At 38.0% G+C, this 21272-nt stretch carries 27 protein-coding genes; 6 read left to right on the forward strand and 21 right to left on the reverse strand.

Annotated elements, in window-relative coordinates; all coding sequences use genetic code 11:
• The first annotated feature begins 9 nt into the window (after positions 1–9).
• The gene (locus tag ACWITO_RS09670; RefSeq protein ID WP_448529789.1) at positions 10–1215 is read left to right on the forward strand and encodes a hypothetical protein; all 1206 of its coding nucleotides are present in this window, start codon (positions 10–12) and stop codon (positions 1213–1215) included.
• Between the two features lie 11 nt (positions 1216–1226).
• Here ACWITO_RS09670 and ACWITO_RS09675 read toward each other — a convergent pair whose 3' ends face one another.
• Genes ACWITO_RS09675 through ruvC form a run of 6 tightly spaced genes read right to left on the reverse strand, consistent with a single transcriptional unit; the run spans position 1227 to position 6219 of the window.
• A complete protein-coding gene (locus ACWITO_RS09675; protein WP_448529790.1) occupies positions 1227–1745 on the reverse strand; it encodes a thioredoxin family protein in 519 nt (172 codons plus the stop codon).
• Between the two features lie 9 nt (positions 1746–1754).
• Entirely contained in the window at positions 1755–2213 is a 459-nt protein-coding gene (locus ACWITO_RS09680; RefSeq protein WP_448529791.1) for a hypothetical protein, read from the reverse strand.
• A 6-nt stretch (positions 2214–2219) separates the two neighbouring features.
• The gene (locus tag ACWITO_RS09685; RefSeq protein ID WP_448529792.1) at positions 2220–3566 is read right to left on the reverse strand and encodes a caspase family protein; all 1347 of its coding nucleotides are present in this window, start codon (positions 3564–3566) and stop codon (positions 2220–2222) included.
• Positions 3567–3579: 13 nt separating this feature from the next.
• The gene (locus tag ACWITO_RS09690; RefSeq protein ID WP_448529793.1) at positions 3580–4152 is read right to left on the reverse strand and encodes a hypothetical protein; all 573 of its coding nucleotides are present in this window, start codon (positions 4150–4152) and stop codon (positions 3580–3582) included.
• 49 nt (positions 4153–4201) lie between these two features.
• Entirely contained in the window at positions 4202–5653 is a 1452-nt protein-coding gene (locus tag ACWITO_RS09695) for a UDP-N-acetylmuramoyl-L-alanyl-D-glutamate--2,6-diaminopimelate ligase (protein WP_448529794.1), read from the reverse strand.
• Positions 5650–6219, reverse strand: coding sequence for a crossover junction endodeoxyribonuclease RuvC (ruvC, locus tag ACWITO_RS09700; RefSeq protein ID WP_448529795.1), 570 nt, complete (start codon positions 6217–6219; stop codon positions 5650–5652). Before ruvC ends, ACWITO_RS09695 begins: the two co-directional genes overlap by 4 nt.
• A gap of 143 nt (positions 6220–6362) precedes the next feature.
• Between ruvC and ACWITO_RS09705 the strand changes: the two genes are divergently transcribed.
• Positions 6363–6737 carry a hypothetical protein gene (locus ACWITO_RS09705; RefSeq protein ID WP_448529796.1) on the forward strand — a complete coding sequence of 125 codons (375 nt, stop codon included), beginning with the start codon at positions 6363–6365 and terminating at the stop codon, positions 6735–6737.
• 26 nt (positions 6738–6763) lie between these two features.
• Here the strand turns inward: ACWITO_RS09705 and msrB are convergent, their stop codons facing one another.
• The 15 genes from msrB to ACWITO_RS09780 form a co-directional block, all read right to left on the reverse strand.
• Positions 6764–7258 (reverse strand): peptide-methionine (R)-S-oxide reductase MsrB, encoded by a 495-nt coding sequence (gene msrB, locus ACWITO_RS09710; protein ID WP_448529797.1) that lies wholly within the window; start codon positions 7256–7258, stop codon positions 6764–6766.
• 106 nt (positions 7259–7364) lie between these two features.
• The gene (gene atpH / locus ACWITO_RS09715; protein ID WP_448529798.1) at positions 7365–7916 is read right to left on the reverse strand and encodes an ATP synthase F1 subunit delta; all 552 of its coding nucleotides are present in this window, start codon (positions 7914–7916) and stop codon (positions 7365–7367) included.
• Positions 7917–7928: 12 nt separating this feature from the next.
• A complete protein-coding gene (gene atpF, locus ACWITO_RS09720) occupies positions 7929–8429 on the reverse strand; it encodes a F0F1 ATP synthase subunit B (RefSeq protein WP_448529799.1) in 501 nt (166 codons plus the stop codon).
• 133 nt (positions 8430–8562) lie between these two features.
• A complete protein-coding gene (gene atpE, locus ACWITO_RS09725; protein WP_038111848.1) occupies positions 8563–8811 on the reverse strand; it encodes an ATP synthase F0 subunit C in 249 nt (82 codons plus the stop codon).
• Between the two features lie 31 nt (positions 8812–8842).
• The gene (locus ACWITO_RS09730) at positions 8843–9247 is read right to left on the reverse strand and encodes a protein-export chaperone SecB (RefSeq protein ID WP_448529800.1); all 405 of its coding nucleotides are present in this window, start codon (positions 9245–9247) and stop codon (positions 8843–8845) included.
• Positions 9247–9702, reverse strand: a complete 456-nt coding sequence (locus tag ACWITO_RS09735; RefSeq protein ID WP_448529801.1) for a hypothetical protein — start codon at positions 9700–9702, stop codon at positions 9247–9249. Before ACWITO_RS09735 ends, ACWITO_RS09730 begins: the two co-directional genes overlap by 1 nt.
• The gene (locus tag ACWITO_RS09740; protein WP_448529802.1) at positions 9699–10094 is read right to left on the reverse strand and encodes a hypothetical protein; all 396 of its coding nucleotides are present in this window, start codon (positions 10092–10094) and stop codon (positions 9699–9701) included. Before ACWITO_RS09740 ends, ACWITO_RS09735 begins: the two co-directional genes overlap by 4 nt.
• Entirely contained in the window at positions 10095–11180 is a 1086-nt protein-coding gene (atpB, locus tag ACWITO_RS09745) for a F0F1 ATP synthase subunit A (protein WP_448529803.1), read from the reverse strand.
• A 5-nt stretch (positions 11181–11185) separates the two neighbouring features.
• Positions 11186–11536, reverse strand: a complete 351-nt coding sequence (locus tag ACWITO_RS09750; protein WP_448529804.1) for a CZB domain-containing protein — start codon at positions 11534–11536, stop codon at positions 11186–11188.
• A gap of 119 nt (positions 11537–11655) precedes the next feature.
• Positions 11656–11994, reverse strand: a complete 339-nt coding sequence (locus ACWITO_RS09755) for a HepT-like ribonuclease domain-containing protein (RefSeq protein ID WP_448529805.1) — start codon at positions 11992–11994, stop codon at positions 11656–11658.
• The gene (locus ACWITO_RS09760) at positions 11981–12289 is read right to left on the reverse strand and encodes a nucleotidyltransferase family protein (RefSeq protein WP_101358820.1); all 309 of its coding nucleotides are present in this window, start codon (positions 12287–12289) and stop codon (positions 11981–11983) included. The genes ACWITO_RS09755 and ACWITO_RS09760 overlap by 14 nt, the downstream gene beginning before the upstream one ends.
• Entirely contained in the window at positions 12255–12680 is a 426-nt protein-coding gene (locus tag ACWITO_RS09765) for a hypothetical protein (protein WP_448529806.1), read from the reverse strand. Before ACWITO_RS09765 ends, ACWITO_RS09760 begins: the two co-directional genes overlap by 35 nt.
• Positions 12670–12879, reverse strand: coding sequence for a hypothetical protein (locus ACWITO_RS09770; protein ID WP_448529807.1), 210 nt, complete (start codon positions 12877–12879; stop codon positions 12670–12672). Before ACWITO_RS09770 ends, ACWITO_RS09765 begins: the two co-directional genes overlap by 11 nt.
• A gap of 57 nt (positions 12880–12936) precedes the next feature.
• Positions 12937–13497 (reverse strand): SMC-Scp complex subunit ScpB, encoded by a 561-nt coding sequence (scpB, locus tag ACWITO_RS09775; protein ID WP_448529808.1) that lies wholly within the window; start codon positions 13495–13497, stop codon positions 12937–12939.
• Positions 13498–13538: 41 nt separating this feature from the next.
• A complete protein-coding gene (locus ACWITO_RS09780; protein WP_448529809.1) occupies positions 13539–13964 on the reverse strand; it encodes a TraR/DksA family transcriptional regulator in 426 nt (141 codons plus the stop codon).
• 115 nt (positions 13965–14079) lie between these two features.
• Between ACWITO_RS09780 and mfd the strand changes: the two genes are divergently transcribed.
• The 4 genes from mfd to rodA are packed head-to-tail and all read left to right on the forward strand — an operon-like array spanning position 14080 to position 21272.
• Positions 14080–17463 (forward strand): transcription-repair coupling factor, encoded by a 3384-nt coding sequence (gene mfd, locus ACWITO_RS09785; RefSeq protein WP_448529810.1) that lies wholly within the window; start codon positions 14080–14082, stop codon positions 17461–17463.
• A 44-nt stretch (positions 17464–17507) separates the two neighbouring features.
• Entirely contained in the window at positions 17508–18026 is a 519-nt protein-coding gene (locus ACWITO_RS09790; RefSeq protein WP_448529811.1) for a hypothetical protein, read from the forward strand.
• The gene (locus ACWITO_RS09795; RefSeq protein WP_448529812.1) at positions 18026–19993 is read left to right on the forward strand and encodes a penicillin-binding transpeptidase domain-containing protein; all 1968 of its coding nucleotides are present in this window, start codon (positions 18026–18028) and stop codon (positions 19991–19993) included. The genes ACWITO_RS09790 and ACWITO_RS09795 overlap by 1 nt, the downstream gene beginning before the upstream one ends.
• A complete protein-coding gene (gene rodA, locus ACWITO_RS09800) occupies positions 19965–21272 on the forward strand; it encodes a rod shape-determining protein RodA (protein WP_448529813.1) in 1308 nt (435 codons plus the stop codon). The genes ACWITO_RS09795 and rodA overlap by 29 nt, the downstream gene beginning before the upstream one ends.

The following is a 21272-nucleotide window of genomic DNA, read 5'->3' on the forward strand; positions in this document are numbered from 1 at the left end:
TTGAAACGTATGAAAAAGTTTTTCAGCATAATACTCGGTATCTTGAGCCTTTGGGCTTGTGATATTTCCAAAAATAAAGAAATTAAGCCCGAAGAGGTTTTTGTGAAAATCTACGAAAACAACAATTTTGACCAAAATTTTACCCCCTTAGATATTAAGCAAACTACCGATGGTGGCTATCTAATTTTAGGCGAATACGCAAGTAATGGTTTTTCTCCTTTCCCTGCTGTATACTTGATGAAAGTTCAGCCCGATGGCAAATTTGAATGGGAATATCTGGCAAGGGAAAACTATGTTACGCCTATTTCTGAACTTTTGCCTTCAACTGACGGCAACTTTGAATTTTTTTGCTCTGCCCAAAACGATAGCTTGAAGCCTGTAAGGCTTTCTGCTACGCAAAATCCCCAAGAACTTGCCAAATATAACCTTATACGTGGCTTGGTAGCCAATGCTTTACCTGACGGCAACTATGGTTTTGTATCTTATCCCCAAAATTCTCAAAATACGATAGTTTCTACTGGCTCCCCCAATGGCAATATTTTGCGAAGCAAACAATACTACAACCAAGACAATACTTTTATTGAAGAACGTATAGATAGGCATTTGCGTAGGGTACGTACCCCTTTACCAATGCTTATGAGCAGTAGAGGAGGAAATGATTTGTTTTTTACAGCTTTTCGCCTTTCCAATATTGCTGTAATGAGTGATGATTTGGCTTCTGCTGGTAGCGAACCCAAAGGCATTATCAATGGCAATAGCTACGATGCCGCTATCAGTGCTATGGTACAAATTAGTGGTAATACTTTCGCTATGGCTCGTTACAATGCCGATGGCGAAACGGTCTTTATACCAAGAGCAGAAGTAGCTCTCAATGGTATTTATACCAATACAAGTTTCAGAGGAAACGTATTGCCCGAAATATCAAAGTTTGCTCGTGTTGTGATTCGCAGAGCAACTATTGCCCAAAGAAACGTGCTTTTATACCTTACAGATACCAAAAATGGGCAAATTGTTCTTTTTGTATATGATGAAGCCACTGGCAACCTGATACGCACACAATACTTTGGTTCTGCCAATACTTTCCAAATAGGTAGCCTTACCCTCACCACTGACGGCGGCATAGCTATTGTGGGGAAAACCTTTGTAGCAGGACGATTCGGCAGGATTTGCCTGTTCAAACTTTCACCCCAAGAAGTTGAAAAGTGGGTAAAATAAAGAGCTACCTATTAGCGATTGGCTAAAAACCTTTCCTTAATTTTGACAAGCTCTTTTTCGCTGATTTTAGTAGTTCGCTTCAGTTTTTCTATAAAGGCTTCTACCTCTTCGGGCTGGGCAGGACAGCCAATATTCTCACCATTACTCATTTTAGAGTCTTCAAGCAGATTGCCCCTGCTATCCAAAATCACCCAATAGGGTATGCCGTGATTTTTCCCACCCCATTTTTCCAGATACGCCTCGGCACCCGAATTTTCTAAACTTTTCTTTTCGCCAAACTCATTTATCACCAAGCGGCTCATTACAAAGTTTTTTTGAAAAAAATCTTTACAACTCTCATCTTCCAGAGCCTTTTGCATCTTTTTGCACCAGCCACACCAAGAGGCTTCAAAAATCAGTAGAATCTTTTTATTTCTCTTTTGAGCCTCTTTCATAGCTTCTTGTAAAACCTTTTCAGCCGAAAGCACCTGCTGAGCCCAGCTGAAAAGGCTGAAAGATATAAAAACAAGTAACCAAAGAAGTCTTTTCATAAACATTGGCTATTTTTCTATCAAAGGATAAAGCGAATTGGGTGTTTTGAAATCGTGATAGTGCTTATTGATGTCTTTTTCTGATGAAAAAATAATCATCTTTTCGCAGGTATTCTCTGATATAATCAGGGTAATATGGTGCTTCTTTTTAGAAAATTTCAAGGCATACTTGGCTTGCATTGGGCAAGTTTTCTTTTCGCTGATATAATTGTTAGTATCTAATACCGCTTTTTTCAAGTTTTCGGCACTTTCAGCGGAAACTTCTATTTTTTTAAGCATTTCATAATCGCCCAAATAGACTTTATCTTTTTCGTGTTCTTTGGTAGGGATAGGCGTAGCCTTCACTTCGTACAAAGCCACTTCGGTAGCTTCCTCAATAATATTTTTGTGTTTGTGAAAAATCGGATGTTTTTCTTTTTCGGGAAGCATACTCAAACTTATTAAAAAAATAAACCAAAATGCTTTCATACCATTTTATCTTTGAGAAACACGAACCATAGAAACAGGATTTTGAGGCTTACAGCCATTACAATTTTTAGCTTTGTATTGCGTACTTTTCACAGCGTTTTCGGCAATATGCTCCCAAGAAGGCTCTCCTGTACGCATATAGCCAATTTCTTCTTTAAGTGCCTGAATAAAGCTCAACGTAAAAAAACCACCATTGATGTTACACCAAGAATATTCACCGGGCGAGCTACCTGTAATCATTATTGTTCCACGAGAACTCACAAAAAGTTTTTTTAGTTTTTCTACTTCTGCCCCCTGAAAGCTACGACTTGCCATAAAAGTTGTAGAAGTCATTTGGTTTCTACCAATATCGGAATTACAACAATCGCTCAGAATAAGATTGAGCCTGCCACCTTTGTCGGTAATGGCTTGGGCGGCGGCAGAAAGAGGTAAAGAGGTTTTTTCAGTAAGAGGCGTATATTCTGAATAACGCATATCTAACTGGGGGTATCTATCAGTTTGGTTAGACCAGCGAAAGCCGTGACCGCTGTAATAAAAAATGACTACATCATTTGCCCCAACTTGCATACTTTTGATGGTTCTTTCTACATTATCACGGGTAAATTTTTCTCCATTGATAATGTATTTTTCAAATGGCATACCTACGGCTTTAGCAATCTCTCTGAACTCTACCTCCATTGCTCTCTGATCCACGGCACAGCTTTGCCCAATATCCCCAATGTCTGTATTGATAACCAACAATAAGTGCATTTTAGATTTACCCGCAGTGGTATTGTTATTACCCGTAGTATTGTTGCTTCCTGTATTATTGTTGTTATTGTAGCTCACCACTCCTGAAGCCGCATCTCGCATCTTACGCAAGGCTTGGTATTCGGGTTCATCGGTACGGAAGAACTGACGCAAATAACTATCCGTCATATCTTTGGGATTGATATCCTTGTAAGATTTGCACTGAATAAGGTGGGTAGCATCAAAGTTGGGGTCATCAGTTACATAAGGAAGTTGGTTAGGATTTTGCTCATTCCATACCCAAATAAAATGGTCGGGATTGTAAGATTGCCCTTTGTCTTGGGTGGTAATGAAGCGAGGATTGCTTCCTATCATTACAAAATAATTGTAGCCATCTTCTTGTCCTGTTACAGATTGATATTTGACATCAACCACATTGTATTTGCCCTTGTAGGTGTATCCTACACGCATATAAGCATCTTGCTCGTTGAAATAGACCAAAAAGGCTTTGTAAGTAATATCAGAAACCTCAAAGACAATTTCATACAGCGACTGCCCCTTGGCACTAACGAAGGCGAAAAGAAAAAATAGTAGTCCCATTCGCCAAGAGAGTTGTTTTAGCATAGTATTTGGTATTTTAAGGTGAATTTTCAAAAACTTCCAAAATCATTCGGTTACGCTCGTTGAGGGCATCTGTTTTTTGCAAAATATTGATAATGACAGCAAGTTCATCTTCCGAAACTCTTTCTTTCTTGTCTAATACATCTTCCAAAACCAAATCTAAAACTTTTTTGGAAAATTTCAAATGATTTTCTGCTTCGCCATACAAAGTTTTTGTCTGCCAAGGTTCGTAACTTACTTTGGCGGCATTGAGCATATTATCCATTAGGGCATTTTGCCAACCTTTGGATTTTACCAAAATTTTCAGAGCATTTAGAAAAAGGTCTTCCAGTAATGCTAAATTTTCGGTAATGTATCTTGCTTCTCTTTTGAGCGTTCCAATTTGCAGATTTTCTTCTTGGTGAGCCTTTTTTTCAAGTTGTTCTAAATAAAAATTTCTTTCCGCCCCATCAATTTTGTTATCGGCAGAAAGCACCGCTAAAATAGGATAAAACCATACCAATTCCTGAAAGGTAGCAAAATCAATCGGTTCTAATCTATTGAAATTGTACTCTTCCAAAAGTGTTTTGAGTTCATCAAGTTCGCTCATAGGCAAGCATTTGATTTTGAGATGAGAATAAGCAAATATCAATCCACTTTTAATTATTCATGATTTCTGCTAATATTTTTTTATCATCAAAATCGTATTTCACCCCTTTGATTTCCTGATAAGTTTCGTGCCCTTTGCCCGCCAGCAAAATAATATCTTCATTTTCAGCCATCTCACAAGCCTTTGCAATAGCTTCTTTGCGATTTTCTATTACCAAAACTTTTTTTCGTTGGGTAATAGAAACCCCTTTCTGCATATCGTCAAGTATTGCCATTGGCTCTTCAAAACGTGGATTATCGGAGGTAAGTATTACAAAATCAGAGTATTTGCAAGCAATTTGAGCCATAGCGGGGCGTTTGGTTGCATCACGATTGCCACCTGCTCCTACAATCGTAATTATTTTTTGATGCGGTTTCCGTAAGTCTTGAATGGTTTTGAGTACATTTTCCAAGGCATCGGGGGTATGAGCATAATCTACAATGCCCACTCTACCCTTTTTATCTGTAATTTGTTCAAATCTGCCTTTGGCGGCGTAAAGCTCGGAAAGTACAGGTAAAATTCGCTCTTTCTCTTCGCCTAAAAGAATAGCCGTAGCATAAACGCTCAAAAGGTTGTAAGCATTAAATTCACCTATGAGTCTGCACCATACCTGCGTACCCTCAAAATCCATTAGCAAGCCTTGCAGAGTATTATCCAAAATTTTCGCCTTGAAATCAGCAGGATATTTGAGAGCAAAGCTGTATTTGCGTGCTTGGGTATTTTGAAGCATTATGCTTCCCCTTTTATCGTCAAAATTGCTCAATGCAAAAGCCGAGGCAGGCAAGTCATCAAAAAGTTTCTTTTTGGCTTTGATGTAGTTTTCAAAAGTTTTATGAAAATCTAAGTGGTCGTGGGAAATATTGGTAAAAACTGCCCCTGTATAGTGCAATCCTGCTATGCGTCTTTGTACAATGGCGTGAGAGCTGGACTCCATAAAGGCAAACTGCACACCCTCTTGCACCATTTGAGCAAGCAAAGCATTGAGTTGTAGGGCATCGGGAGTAGTGTGGGTAGCAGGCAAAACCCTATCGTTAATGAGATTTTCTACCGTTGAAAGCATACCTACTCGGTAGCCCAAACCTCTAAAAAGTCGGTATAAAAGTGTTACATTGGTTGTTTTGCCATTTGTTCCTGTAACACCTACCAAGCGTAGTTTTTGGGAAGGATTATCGTAAAAATTACTCGCCATAATGCCCAAAGTCTCGGCACTATCGGGGGTATGTATGTACGTGATGTGGGCAAGTAAATTTTCGGGCAATTTTTCGCAAACAATAGCTTTTGCCCCCGCCGCTATGGCTTTTTCTATAAAATTATGTCCATCTACTTGGGTGCCTTGGGTTGCCACAAATACATCACCTTCTCCGATTTGGCGAGAATCAAATTGAATAGTATTGATTTCAAGATTTTCATTGCCATAAATGGCAATCAGTGGAATTTGTGCAATAAGTTTTTGTAGATTCATTTTTTTATGAGATGAGCATTTTCTTTAACAAAATCAGACCAACCTTTGTGTTTGGTGGTTTTTACTCCATTTTGGTAATGATGACACAAAGCCACCCCTAATGCGTCAGAGGCATCTAAGAGGGTATCATCAGCAAACTGAATGTTCAAAATTTTTTCCAGCATAAGGGCTAGTTCTTGTTTGCTGGCACGCCCCTTGCCCGTTACGGATTGTTTAACCTTCAAAGGAGCGTATTCGGTGATGGGAATTTCTCTCATCAATGCCGCTGTCATTGCTACGCCTTGGGCTCTGCCCAATTTGAGCATAGATTGTACATTTTTTCCGTAAAAAGGTGCTTCCAAAGCAACTTCATCAGGCAAAAACTCTTCTACCAGTTGTGTTACTCTTTCGTAAATTTTTTTGAGTTTTAGAGCCTGACTATCATACTTTTCCAACTGAATTACACCATATTGCAAAACTTCTATTTTTTTACCCAAAATTTTAAGCACGCCATACCCCATAATGCGAGTGCCAGGGTCTATGCCTAAAATAATTTTTTCGGTTTCGGGTAAAGCAGTTTTTTTCATCAAAAGTTTTTTCGCCAAAGTTACAGAAAACTATACAGATTTTCAATTGTGTCGGAATAACAAAATCAGAAATTAGTGTGTTTTCTTTTGAAATTGCTCTAAAAATACTACTTTTTGTATCTTTGCCCAAAATACGATAAGCTATGCGTATATTTTTTCTGTGGATGGTAGGAATTTTCCTGCTAACCGCCTGCCAAAAAACCGAAGTAAAATTAGATAACTTTGACAAAACTCTTTGGCAAAACGATAGCAAGGGCTGTCAGAATATTCGCTGGCAGATGCTTGCCTCTTTGGAAAAACAAAAGGATAAACTTTTGGGACTTTCGCAAGAAAAGGTAACAGAGATATTAGGCAAGCCCGATAGACAAGACCTACAAAAACGCAATGCCAAACGCTTTGTGTATTATGTTTCCGAAGGCTCGCAATGTGGAAGTAATAAAACAGAAGGAATTGCCCTGATTTTACAATTTGGGGCATTGAATTATATAAGTGAAATTTACAGAAACCGATACGAATAGGGGCAGTCGGATTTGCCCCTATCAGGTTATTGCTTCTTGAAGTCCAATGAAACCGAGTTGATGCAATAACGCAAGCCCGTAGGTTTGGGACCATCATCAAAAACGTGTCCTAAATGCCCACCACATTTGGCACAAAGCACTTCGGTACGTATCATTCCGTGTGAGTAGTCTTTTTCCAAAACTACGGCATTAGGAATTACATCATAGTAGCTTGGCCAGCCTGTGCCCGAGTCAAATTTCGTTTCCGACTTAAATAGTTCATTACCACAGCCCGCACAAACATAGATACCTTTTTCGTTGTGCTTGTAAAATTTGCCTGTAAAGGCTCTTTCAGTGCCTTTCATACGCAAAACCTTGTACTGCTCGGGATTAAGGCAATGTTGCCACTCTTCCTCGTTTTTTTTGATTGCAAAGTTCTTATCCATTTTTTTAGCAGTTTGGTTTGATTGTTTTTGTCCGCAAGACTGAAACGCTATCAGTAGCGAAAATAATGTTCCGAAAATGATGATGTTTCGTTTCATACTTTTTCTTATACAAACGAAACAAATCGCCAAATGGTTTTCGCAATAGCCAAGAGATTTCAAAGGATTTTCAACAAAAAAACTCGCTCAAAAAGCGAGTTTGCGTTTAGTACAAGAACTCTTTTTCTAATAATTTTAGCTTCGTTCTAACCGAGGCATCTATCTGTTTATCGTTAGCAAAGGTTATTGTAAAGCCACCTATCAGAGCAGGATTGATTTTTTCTTCTAATTTTACCTTTTTACCTGTTTCTTTTTCTACAATTTGAATAGCCTTTTGGCGAATAGCCTCTGTAAGAGGTACTGCCGAAGTAAGCGTAACTCTTAAAATACCTTTGCGTTCTTCGTAGAGATTTTCAAACTCTTTGGCGGCTTGATATAAAACTTCCTCTCTATTCTTGCGTGTGATAATTTCAAAAAAATCAAAAGTAACTTTATGAAGTTTATCAGCAAAGAGTTTTTTTAGAATAGTTAGCTTGCGATAGCTATAAATAATAGGATTTCGGGTAACAGCTCTCAGGACAGGGTTTTCGTCGAGCGTTTTTACAAAGAATCCCATATCTTTATAAACCTGCTCCAATACTCCTTTTTCTTCGGCAAGTTCCAAAATTGCTTTTGCATAGCGAACTGCTACGCGTCTTTCAGTCATACTACTTATCATACAACTCTCTGATTAGTTGGCAGAAATTTCGTTGATTAGTTTTTCAGCAAGCGTTTTTTGACCTTCATCACTGGAAAGCTCTTTACGCAAAATGCGTTCAGCTACTTGCAAAGAAAGTTTTGCAACTTCTTTTTTCATATCAGCCATAAAGGCTTTTCTTTCGCTTTCAATGAGATTACGAGCCTCGTTGATAATTTTATCCGCTTCTTTTTTAGCATTTTCCTTAGCTTCATCTACCAACTCACGAGCAGTTTGCTGTGCTTTTTTCAAGATTTCGTCTTTTTCGGCACGAGCTTGTTGGAGCAGTTTTTCGTTGTCGGCAGAAATTTTAGCCATTTCTGCTTTCGCCTTTTCCGCAGAAGCCAACGCTTCTTCAATGGACTTTTCACGCTCTTTCAAGGCATTCATTATAGGCTTCCAAGCAAATTTTCCTAGTACAAAAAGAAGTACCAAAAAAACAATCAGTTGCCAAACAATCAAACCAAGTTCAGGAGTAATGAGGTTGAGTAGCATATTTTTGGATTTTTAGTATCAGTTGTTAGATTATATTTTAGGATATTAAGCAGTAGATTTTTTTGAGGCAACTTCTGCCCAAGCCCACCGCTTGTGGCAGAAGTAAAGCCGAATTTTGTGCTTGATGTAGTAATTAGGCAACTTTCAAAGCCATCAAAAGACCTACTACTACCCCAAAAAGAGCCGCACCTTCAATCAAAGCGGCGGCTACAATCATAGCACCTTGGATTTTACCGCTTGCTTCGGGCTGACGAGCAATAGCGTCCATAGCTTGCCCACCGATGCGTCCGATACCCAAACCTGCACCCAATACAGCCAAGCCAGCCGCTAAACCAGCACCGATACCAGCGATTTCTGCCAAAAGAACTAAAAGTTGTAACATAGAAATTAGAATTTAGGGTTAAAAATTAGAACTATTTATTTTTACTTTCGTCTGAAAGTCTTACAAAATTTACAGGTGGTAATAGTATGGGTGGAATTCCTGCTCGTAAAGAAAGATTTGCAAGATGCTCTCTGATAAACGGGAAAATTATAGCAGGAGCATTGACTTTGGCAAAGTCCTCAATTGTAATACTTGTATTTTTTTCAAAAATGAATTCACCTGCCATTTTAATTTTAGACCTTAACTCAATTTTTTTTGTTTTTTTATTTCTTTGTCTAAAAGTAAGTTCAACAATCGCGGTTAAAATACTTTCTCCAATGTAATAGTCCCTCTTTAAAGCTATTTCGTTCGTTTTTTCGTTAGCCTCAATAAAAGGTAAACGCTCAAAATAGCTTTCTAATAAAAAAATACTACGTACTTGAAAACCTGATTCCATTAAGCCGCTTGAATTAAGTTTCTCTCCAAAGTATCTTGCAAATTATCATTTTTAGCTTTTATACTTTCCGAGTAAAATTTTTGTAAATTTTGATAGTTATTTATCAAAGAAGTTAGCTGAACTTCAGTATCAAAATAGTTCTCATCTAATTTTATTCGGTTTTCTACATCAAATAAAACCCCTTCACAAACCCAAGAAGGTTTTTTTACACGATACAAGCTTTTTTCGCTCACAAATGCAATATCTTGATCTGGGTAAATACGATTAAAATCATCAAAAATTTTTAGTTCCGCCTCTATGTATTGAGGATCTTTTTCATAAAAATTGTATGGCAATACCTCTATAAAGTGGGTAGAAGAGAGTTTATCTCGCTCATATTTTACTTGCAAGTAAGGAATTTCCTCAACTAACTTAGAAAAAACATTGTAGAGATATTCTTTTACACTAGTTTTCATAATTCAAAAGTTTTTGTTAAAAGTTCCTTTACATAATTAGCATAATTCTTTGTCAGTTCTATTTCTTCCAAAGAAATGAGATTTTCTAAATAGTCGGCTTCTACTCGTTTGCTTTTTAATTGTTGTATGTAGTTATTAAATTCTCTTTTCTCTTTTCCTTGCAAAAAGTTAGTGAATTTTTTGATTATCCAACTATGAAAACCTGTTTGAGATTTTTTTTGTTCCAATTCAATATCTTTTTGTGAAAACCCTTCTTTGTCATACAATATATGAAGCATCAATTGTATGCAGGCATAGTAGAAACAATGTACACTGGCATTGTAAAACTCTTTTTGAATAAGTAAAGTTCCTGATTTGAGATTCTCCTCGTATTTACTTTTGAAATTGCTCATTTATGCGTGATGAACTTCGTGTTTCTCGTCGTGATGTTCGTGATGATGCTCCTCTACTGCTCCGCCAAAATACATCGCCGAAAGCAAAGTAAATACATAAGCCTGCAAAATAGCTACAAAAAGCTCAAGCATATTCATTACTACGGCAAAAGCAACACTCACAGGAGCTACCGCATAGCTTTTGAACAAAAATATGAGTGAAAGCAAACTCAAAATAATGATATGCCCTGCGGTAATGTTGGCAAACAAACGCACCATTAACGAAAAAGGCTTTGTGAAAATTCCTATTATTTCTACAATGGGCATTATAGGGACAAGAAATTTAAGCCACCAAGGCACACCGGGCGTATTGAGAATATGTTGCCAATAATATTTATTTGAGCTAAACAGCGTAATAATAAGCGTAAGCAAAGCCAAAGTCATTGTTACAGCGATATTTCCCGTAACGTTTGCTCCTCCGGGCATTAGCCCCAGCAAATTGTTGAACCATATAAAAAAGAACACCGTAAGCAAATAAGGCATAAAGCGTTCATATTTTTCCCCAATATTGGGCTTAGCAATATCATCACGAATAAACACTACGATAGGCTCTAAGAAAGATTGCAAACCTTTGGGAGCTTTACCTGCATTCTTTTTATAGCTTTTGGCAACACTAAAAAACACTACCACCAATAAAACCGCACTCAAAAGTAATGAAGCCACATTTTTTGTAATAGAAAAATCGTAGAGTGTTCCGCCGCCCTCCAAAGAAATATGGTCGTGGCTCATAATATAGGTATTACCATTAGGGCGTTTCAAGACAAGTTGATGCTCTTTTTCACCTTTCTCATTGGTTATCTCCCTTTTTTCGGCGTGGTGAAATTCCGAAGACATAAAAATATCCAAGCCTTTGTCGGTGTAAAGAATAACAGGCAGAGGAATTGTAACGTGTGTTTCACCAATTGTAGCAAAATGCCATTCGTGAGAGTCTGCAATATGGTGCAAAATCAAATCTCCTGCATTAAATTCCTTCTCCTCGTGTTGGGCAAAGGTCAAAAAAGGAAATAACAAAAAGAAAACAACGAGAAAATTAGCTAATTTACGCATAAATGTTACACTTTTAATACTTTTTCCAATTCATCAAGCAAGTTGATAATCGTTTTTGAAACTTCAGTCATTTTATCATATTCAGCATTCGCCTCTCCCTCTTTTCCTGCGTTTTTTAGTTCTACCACATTTTTAATGTGTTTGTGAAGTTCTTTATGCACCTGTTCAAGTTCAAAAATTTTGGGTTCGCTTTTGTATTTTTCAAGAGCTTCGCCATAAATCCATTTGCCCAAATCGCAATGTTCGTGAGAAACAACTTGGTCAGCAGTTAGAGTTTCCTCGCCTCTTAGGAAACTCATCAATCTCACACGCCACGCCAAATGCTTACTTTTGGCTAAAACAAAATCTAAATTCATAACAAAAGCATTTTTAGGTGCATAATTTTAGGTGTAAAAGAGTATCAGTGGCGTTATTTCGTTTTGGCTCGCAAGTTATACAATAAACCATAAATCTCAAAACCTACAAAGCAAAAATATTATTGAAAAAAACTTCTAACCTCTTCTAACAGAGTAGCTAAATGATTTTGAACTATCCCCCAAATAATCACATCATCAACATTATCGTAACTATGCACAACATAATTTCTTGTAGCAATAATTTGTTTGGCTGATGAAAAAGGTAGATTAGGAACAATTTTAGAAAGTTTATTCACAGCTTCGCCTATAATTGCAATTTCACGTTCTACGGCTCTTCTTACCAACTTATTAGCTTGATAGTCGTTCCAAGTTAGGTTTTGTGTAAATTCTTGGACAGAAAGAATAGAGTTTTCAATATCCAACAGATATTTTTTTATCAAAATCTCATTCGCTTCCATAAATCATCTTTTTTGAAGCATTGATGCTCTCAATGAGGTAGGGGTTTCGAAGCGATTTCTCTGTGATTAAATCAATTTTTCTATGAAAAAGATTGGATAACTCTTCTTGTAACAGGAAGAAATTGTTTGCATAAGTAGCAAAGTCTAATTTATCATCAAAATCTATCAAAAAATCCAAATCACTCTCTTGTGTAAATAAAGGTGTTGTAACTGAACCAAAAACATACATTCGCTTGACACTATACTTCTGGCAGAGCCTTTCAAGTGTTTTCGTATGAATGTTGATTATTTCCATCTTCGGTGGTATTTTTTAAGCGTAATTTAATCAATAAACCATAAATCTCAAAACCTACAAAGCAAAAATATAAAACAAAAAAGGTAACAATAAACCAAAGCGGATAAATAACCCCTTGATAAACAACATAAAACACAACAGCAATGCTCAAAAACATTCGCAGTAGTATAGAGGCAAAGAAAAAACCTTGAAAAGTTTTAGCATCTTTCTGCAAACCCTGCGAAACAATATAAGTGGTGAGTACAGATTGCAGAGCAAAAAATAAAAGCAAGTACCATTTGTATTCGTGTAAAATTTTATGGCGTAGCAAAAATTCGTCAATAGCTAAAAAAGATGCTAAAATTAGTGTAAAGATGAGCAAATGATAAACCCCAAACTTCTTATTTTTCACTTTTTTTTGATTTTGACTTCAAGTGGCGGAGTTTTTTGTCATCAACGTATTTATCTAAAAACTCGTTGATTTTCTCTATATCTAATGTGGAAACTATCTCGCCAAAGGCATTGATGCGAATATCAAAGCCTTCCAAGTCTTTATGAACACGGGGCTTAGATGTTTCCTTTTCGGTATCTGTTTTTTTCTTGCGAGGCATTAAAGTTCAAAGGTTTTAGGTTTGAAAAGTTTAATAGTTTGAATATTTGTAAAAATTTTACTCTGCTATGTCACCAATGATATTTTCATCGGGGCTTATATCTTTGGGCTGGGGCAAATCTTTAAGACTATTGATGCCAAAATAATCCATAAATTTTTCGCTTGTACCATAAAGCAGAGGTCTGCCAACTGCATCAGATTTCCCCTTTATTACCAAAAGTTCTTTTTCCAAAAGTTTTTGAATTGCATAATCGCTATTCACCCCCCTAATTTGCTCAATTTCTGTTTTGGTAATAGGCTGTTTGTATGCTACAATGGCAAGCGTTTCTAAAGCGGCATTTGAAAGACGCTTTTTAGATTTTTGTTTGAGTAAAATACTAATACTCGACTGATACGCAGGCTTTGTAAGAAACTGATAACCACCGCCCATTTGATAAATCTGAAAGGCATAAATATCCTGCTCGTACTTTTGTTGGAGTTTTTCTATGGCTTCAAGAATGTTCTCTTCGGGAATATCTGCTTCAAACATTTCTACAAGGCAGTTTTGTATCTCTTTGGCAGAAATTGGCTCAGCAGATACAAAAATAAGTGCCTCAATATGGTTTTGCAGAAAATCCATTACATTAGGTCAGACTTTATGTAATCAAATAGGTGCAAATATTATTTTTTTGCCATTTTGGCTTCAATAGAATGTTGTGTATGCGGCACTATCAGAAGTCTTTCGCGAGGAATGAGCTTGCCTGTATCAATGCAGATACCATAAGTGCCATTCTTGATACGGATAAGTGCCATTTCCAACTGCTGAATAAATTTCTGCTGACGAGCCGCCAGTTGTGTAAGATTTTCTTTTTCCAAAGTATCCGAACCATCTTCCATAAGTTTAGAATTGCCCGCAGTGGCATCGGTGCCAGGGTCGTTTTTACGTGTGAGCGATTCTTTAAGCTCGGCAAGTTCTTGCTTGGCTTGTTCCAATTTTTTGAGTATCAGTTCCTCAAACTCTTTGAGTTCCTCCTCTGTATAGCGGGTTTTCTCTACTACTTCGGTAGTTTTGCCGTTGTTGTTTTTAGTTGTTTTGGTCTTGCTCATAAGGAAAGGGGGCTTAAAAATTTTGGTGCAAAATTAGAAAATTTCTTACAATAGAGCAATAAAACCGAATTGTTTTTTCGTTTGTTTTGTCGTTATATTTGTAAAAATTTTCCTGATGAAAACTTCTGATTTCCTACAACTCTATCAGAACGAGCCTCTTTTTCAGACCTTTCTTCACTACCTAAAAAATCACAAGCGTCTGCAAATCAGAGGTTTGCAGGGGAGCATTGATTCTATTTGGGCGGCAATGTGTGCACTAAACGAGCCTGAACGCAATCATATATTTATTTTGCAAGATAGAGAGGAAGCCTCTTATTTTCTCAACGACCTACAAAACCTTTTGAATGCTCAACAAGATGTGCTTTTTTTTCCCACTTCTTACAAAAAACCTTATCATTATGAGGAAATAGAAAATGCCAATGTATTAGAACGCTCCGAGGTGCTGAATGCCTTTTCACAACAAAGTAAAGAAAATTCTCCCTTACGCCCCAAAAATAGTATCTCCGAGAAAGGAATTTTGGTAGTTACGTACCCTGAAGCTCTTTCCGAAAAAGTGGTCAATCGTAAAACACTTTTAGAACACACCTTTTCTGCCAAAGTAGGCGATACGATAGACTTGGACTTTTTAAGCGAAATTCTGATTGAATACGACTTTGAAAAAACTGATTTTGTGTATGAAGCAGGGCAATTTGCTATTCGTGGAGGCATTGTAGATGTGTTCTCCTTTGCAAGCGAACTGCCTTATCGTATAGAGCTTTTCGGCGAAACCATTGAAAGCATACGCTTTTTTAATCCCGAAACGCAGCTTTCCGAGCAAAATTGTGAGCAATTGGTAATTGTACCCAATACCCAAACCAAATTATTACACACCACCCGTGAAAGTTTTTTGGAGTTTATATCTGCCGAAAACACCACTATTTGGCTCAAAAATGTAGTGCTTTGTTTGGAAATAATTGAAAAATGCTTTCAAAAAGTGCAAGCCAATTTTGAATTTATCCTGAATAGTACGCACCAAACCCAAGTGATTGCCAGCCCCGAAGTGCTTTTTGAAACCAGAAGCAGTTTTTTGGAAAAACTGCAAAATTTTGCCTGTGTAGAGTTTGGTAGGAGTTTTTATTTTCCCAGTGCCCAGTCGCTTGAATACAAAACCCAAATCCAACCTTCTTTCAACAAAGATTTTCAGCTACTTGCCGATACCCTTGAAAAATACCAATTCAAAGGCTTTACAAATATTATTGCTTCGGATAGCATCAAACAAACAGAGCGTTTGAGAAGCATCTTTGAGGAAATCAAACCTAATCTAAAATTTCAGAATTTACCCATCGCTCTGCGAGAAGGTTTTGTAGATGAAAACAATCGTATAGTCTGCTTCACTGACCACCAGATATTTGAACGCTACTACCGCTATAAGCTCAAAACACACTTTACAAAATCTAAATCACTGACTTTAAGAGAGCTACAAACACTCAAACCCGGCGACTATGTAGTGCATATCAATTATGGTGTAGGGCGTTTTGCGGGGCTTGTGAAGCAAGAAGTAAATGGCAATATTCAGGAGGCTGTTCGAATAGTGTATCGTGATAATGATGTACTTTACGTGAATGTTCATTCTTTGCATAAAATTTCACGTTATACGGCTTCGGAGGGCAAAGAACCTACTTTAAGCAAACTCGGCAGTCCTGAATGGGAAAATAAGAAAGCCAAAGTTAAAAAGAAAGTCAAAGATATTGCCAAGGAACTTATCAGTTTGTATGCGAAGCGAAAAGTTTCGCAGGGTTTTGCCTTCGGCAAAGATGACTTTTTGCAGGCAGAGCTTGAAAGCTCTTTTATTTATGAAGATACCCCCGACCAAGCCCGAGCTACTGCCGAAGTGAAAAATGATATGGAAGCCCCCAACCCAATGGATAGGCTTGTTTGTGGAGATGTTGGCTTTGGTAAAACAGAAATTGCTATTCGTGCCGCCTTCAAAGCTGTATGCAATGGCAAGCAGGTTGCTGTTTTAGTGCCTACTACGATTTTGGCAATGCAACATTTTCGCACTTTTTCGGAGCGTTTGCTTCGCTTTCCTTGTCGTGTGGAGTATATCAATCGTTTTCGTAGCCAAAAAGAAATCAAAGAAATTTTGCAAGAAGTTGCCAGCGGCAAAGTAGATATTCTCATTGGTACGCACCGTATTCTCAATGATGACGTAAAATTCAAAGATTTGGGGCTATTTATCATTGATGAAGAGCAGAAATTTGGGGTAAAAGATAAAGAAAAACTGCGTGAAAAGCGATTCAACATTGATACACTCACACTTACGGCTACGCCTATTCCCCGAACTTTGCATTTTTCGCTAATGGGAGCAAGAGATTTGTCGGTTATCAATACCCCCCCGCCCAATCGCCAGCCTGTAAGTACCCAAGTTGTAGTTTTCAAAGAAGATATTATTCGCGATGCCATTCATACTGAGTTGCGTAGAGGTGGGCAAGTTTTTTTTGTGCATAATCGGGTGCAAGATATTGAAAGTATTGGCAATTTGCTTCTTAAACTCGTTCCTGATGCCCGAATAGGCATTGCTCACGGACAAATGGAAGGCAGTCTTTTAGAAAAAACTATGCTTCGTTTCATTGAAGGCGACTATGATATTTTGCTTTCTACCAATATCATTGAGTCGGGATTGGATATTCCCAATGCCAACACCATTATCATCAACAATGCTCATAGCTTCGGGCTTTCTGATTTGCACCAAATGCGAGGACGCGTAGGACGTTCCAATAAAAAAGCCTTTTGTTATCTGGTAATTCCCTCAATGCTTTCGCTTAGCAAAGATGCTCAAAAACGCCTCAAAACGCTTGAAGAGTTCTCCGAACTTGGTGATGGTTTCAAAGTAGCTATGCGAGATTTGGATATCAGAGGAGCAGGCAACCTTTTAGGAGCAGAGCAAAGTGGCTTTATCAATGATTTAGGCTTTGAGGCTTACCATAAAATTCTGGACGAAGCTATCCAAGAACTCAAAGAAAGCGAGTTCAAAGAGCTTTTTTTCAAAGAAGTTTCTACCAAAGAACTGCTTACGGATTGTGTAATTGAAACAGACCTTTCTTTACGTATCCCTGACGATTACGTCCAAAGCATTACCGAAAGGCTTTCGCTCTACAACGAACTGGATAACGTAAAAGATGAACCCGAACTGGAAAAGTTTTCACAAAAACTGCAAGACCGCTTTGGTAAAATTCCGCAAGAAGTACAAGACCTGATGCAAACGGTTCGTTTGCGTTGGTTTGCCGAAAAAATTGGCTTTGAAAAACTTTCGCTCAAATCAGCTACCCTCAAAGGGCAATTTCCTTCGGGAGAAAGGCAGGAATATTATCAGTCGGATAGGTTTGGCAAAGTGATTGAATATTTACAAAAAAATCCTAAATCTTTCCGTCTGAAAGAAATCAATCACAAACAACTGCTCATTGCCGAAAACATAAACACCATACAGCAAGCCATAGAACTACTCAAAAATCTTTGCTGAAAAGGCTTTTTTGTGTAAGTTTGCGAACCTTTTTTTCAAATTCAATGAATAAAAATCTCATCAATTCCATTGTAGCCTTTGTGGGTTATTTTTTGTTTCACGTTTTTGTAGCACGCAAAATGTATTTGGGTGGCGTGGCTTTCAATTATGTGTATGTGGGCTATTTGCTTACGCTCAATCCGTCTATTACCAAAAGTCAGTCTTTGCTGGTAGCCTTTTCAATGGGCTTGCTCATAGATTGGTTTGAATACTCTCCGGGCATACACGCTTCGGCTTGTGTATTTTTGGCTTTCATAAGACCTTACCTGATAGGTCTGCTTGCGGCACGCACACGCATAGACGTAGAAGAAATCCGAGAAATTTCTATCCGAGAAATAGATTTTGTAAATTTCGTATTGTATGCAAATCTGCTAATTTTGTTTCACCATTTTATTGTGTTTTCGTTGGAGGCTTGGACAAGCAAACTCTTGTGGCTAACCTTGCAAAAAACCTTTTTTAGCACTATTTTTACACTAATTTCTGTGATTTTGGTGCAATATTTATTCTTTTCAAGCAAACGATAATGGAAGGAGAAAGAGGTTCAGAAAAAAGATTTATTTTTTATGCTATTTTTGGCTTCGTAGGGCTTACGTTGCTTATCAGGCTGTTTCTAATGCAAGTGATAGAAGATAAATACCAAGAATCTGCCGAAGCCAATGCTATTCAGAAACAAACGGTTTATCCTGATAGAGGGCTTATTTTTGACCGCAACGGCAAACTCATTGTCTATAACGAACCTGTCTATGATTTAATGGTTATACCTCGTGAGGCTCGCCTGCCTGATACAATGGCATTTTGCAAACTTTTTGGCATCAGTAAGCAAGAATTTATTGAAAAAATCAGAGCTATTCGGGCAGTAGCCTCCGAGGGAGTGTTTTTTTCTCAACTTTCCAAAGTAGATTTTGCCAAAGTGCAAGAAAAACTTAGCGATTTCCCCGGGTTTTATGTTTCTCGGCGTACAGTCAGGGTTTATACAAGCAATGCAATGGCAAATGCTTTGGGATATATTGCCGAAATCAGCCCCGAAGAACTAAAAAAAGATAGTACGCAATATTACCGACCGGGCGATTATATCGGTAAAAGTGGTATAGAAGCAAGCTATGAATATTATCTGAGAGGCGAGAAAGGGATAAAATACCAACTCAAAAACCGCTTTAACCAAGTAGTAGGAAGCTACCAAGATGGCAAATTGGATAAGCCCGCCATTGCAGGTGAAAATTTAATCAGTAGCGTAGATATTGAATTGCAAAAATATGGCGAAATGCTGATGCAAAACAAAACAGGGGCTATCGTAGCCATTGAGCCTCAGACTGGCGAGATACTAACGCTTATTACTTCGCCCTCTTACAATCCCAACTTGCTGGTAGGAGCAGAATTTAAGAAAAATTATGCTTCTATTAGCCGCAATCCCGATTTACTTTTGTTCAACAGAGCTACACAATCAGCATACCCGCCCGGTTCTACATTCAAGACCGTACAGGCTCTTATTGGCTTGCAAAATGGTGTTTTGAATGATACACTTCGTTTGCCTTGCAACTGGTCTTTGGTAAAGTGCCACCCTCACCCCTATTGGACAACCCCACAAACCTCCATTCAGTATTCTTGCAATCCCTTTTATTATCAGGCTTTTCGCCGAATTGTTCATCAGCGAGGCGAAAGTTTTGAAGCCTTACAAGAAGGTTACAAGCAATGGCGAGAACAAGTCTTAAAATTTGGTTTTGGTAGAAAATTGGGCGTTGATATTGCCGACGAAGGCTCGGGTAGTATCCCACAAGTAGAACGCTTCAACAAAGTCTATAAAAACAACTGGAACTTTTCAAATATTTACTCTTTGAGTATCGGGCAAGGCGAAATGGGAGTTACCTTGCTACAGATGGCAAATTTGGCTTGTATTATTGCCAATAGAGGCTATTATTACACGCCTCATCTTGTCAAGAGTATTGGAAAATCGGGCAAGCCCTTGCCTCAATATCAAGAAAAACATAGTGTAGGCATTGATGAAAAATATTTTGAGCCTATTATCAAGGGAATGAATGGGGCATTTAAGGCAGGTACCGTTGGACCAATGGCACAAGTTGTGAATTTGTATGCTGGCGATATTTGTGCCAAAACGGGTACCGTGCAGAACCCTCACGGCGAAGACCATTCTACTTTTATTGCTTTTGCCCCTTGCGATAAGCCTAAAATTGCTATTGCTGTTTATGTAGAAAATGCAGGTTTTGGTGGAATTTGGGCGGCAACAATTGCCTCTCTGATGATGCAAAAATACCTCAAAGACACTACTCGCGTCAAAATTCAACCTTGGCAAGTAGGAAAAATTGAAGCTACTGAAAAAATGGTTTTGGATAAGGTTTTCAACCGTAGAGAACTTTTGCGTTTGGATAGTATTCGTAAAGCCGAAAAACGCAAACAAGATAGCATTAAGGCTATTTTACGCAAAAAAGAACAAGAGGAAGATATTTATGATGATAATCAGCTCAACCCGCAATAGCCGAAGCCCTCTGAATAGTTTGGATACCCTATCGGTGTTGGTGTATGCAATCCTTGTAATTTGGGGCATAATGAGTATTTATTCAGCTTCCTACAATGTAGAAAACCCCAAGCCTTTTTGGGATTTTAGCACCTTTGCAGGCAAGCAGTTTGTTTTTGCAATGGCGGCAGTCGGACTGATTATTTTGGTTTTCTTGCTGGACTACCGTTTGTTTGAAGATTTTGCCTATATTTTTTATGCCCTTTCTGTTCTTTTGCTTATTGCGGTAGTTCTTTTCGGAAAGGTTGTCAAAGGGCAACAAAATTGGATTCAGATAGGTCCTATCAGTATGCAACCCACCGAATTTGCTAAATTAGGCGTTTCATTAGCCTTAGCAAGGTTTTTGGGGGCACCGGGCTCAAAACTGACCGATAGAAAAATTTGGTTAGGCATTGGTATTATATTCATTGTTCCTGCTTTGCTTATTCTCAAACAAGGCGATTATGGCTCGCTAATGGTATTTGTACTATTAGAGCTTGCTTTGTATCGTGAGGGTATGCCTTTCTGGGTGATTGGCTTACAGGTTTTAGTAGCTGTGCTTTTTGTGTTATCCCTGCTCATCAAGCCTGTGTATTTGGCTTTCGGATTATTTTTTGTATTTTCTTTCGTAGTGGGTATATTGCTCCTTACGAGGCGTAAAATGGAACGTTGGGATTGGATAGTGATGATAGTGGGTTTGGTTTTGGCAATGGCTTTTGTAATTTCTGTTCCTAAAATTTTCACCAAACTCAAAAAGTATCATCAAGAGCGTATAATGGTACTACTTGATGAAGAAGCAGTAGATAAAAAAGGGGGGGCTTATTACAATTTGCAACAATCTAAGATTGCAATTGGCTCGGGAGGGTTTTCGGGAAAAGGTTATTTGGAAGGTACGCAAACCAAATATGATTTTGTTCCCGAACAGCATAGCGACTTTATTTTTTGCACCGTTGGCGAAGAATTTGGTTGGGTAGGCAGTTTTCTGGTGATACTGCTTTTTATGATACTGCTTTTCCGTATTGTTATCATTGCCGAAAGGCAAAAAAGTCGTTTTGCTCGGATTTACGGCTATTGTGTAGCCTCTATTTTTTTTGCACACTTTACCTTTAATCTTTCTATGACCGTTGGTCTTTTTCCTACCATCGGCGTACCTCTGCCTTTTATGAGCTACGGAGGTTCTTCTTTGTGGAGCTTTACCCTAATGCTTTTTATTTTGCTCAAATTGGATATGCACCGCAATAGACTTTTTGGAAGGGATTAA

The sequence above is a fragment of the Raineya sp. genome, from assembly GCF_053497555.1.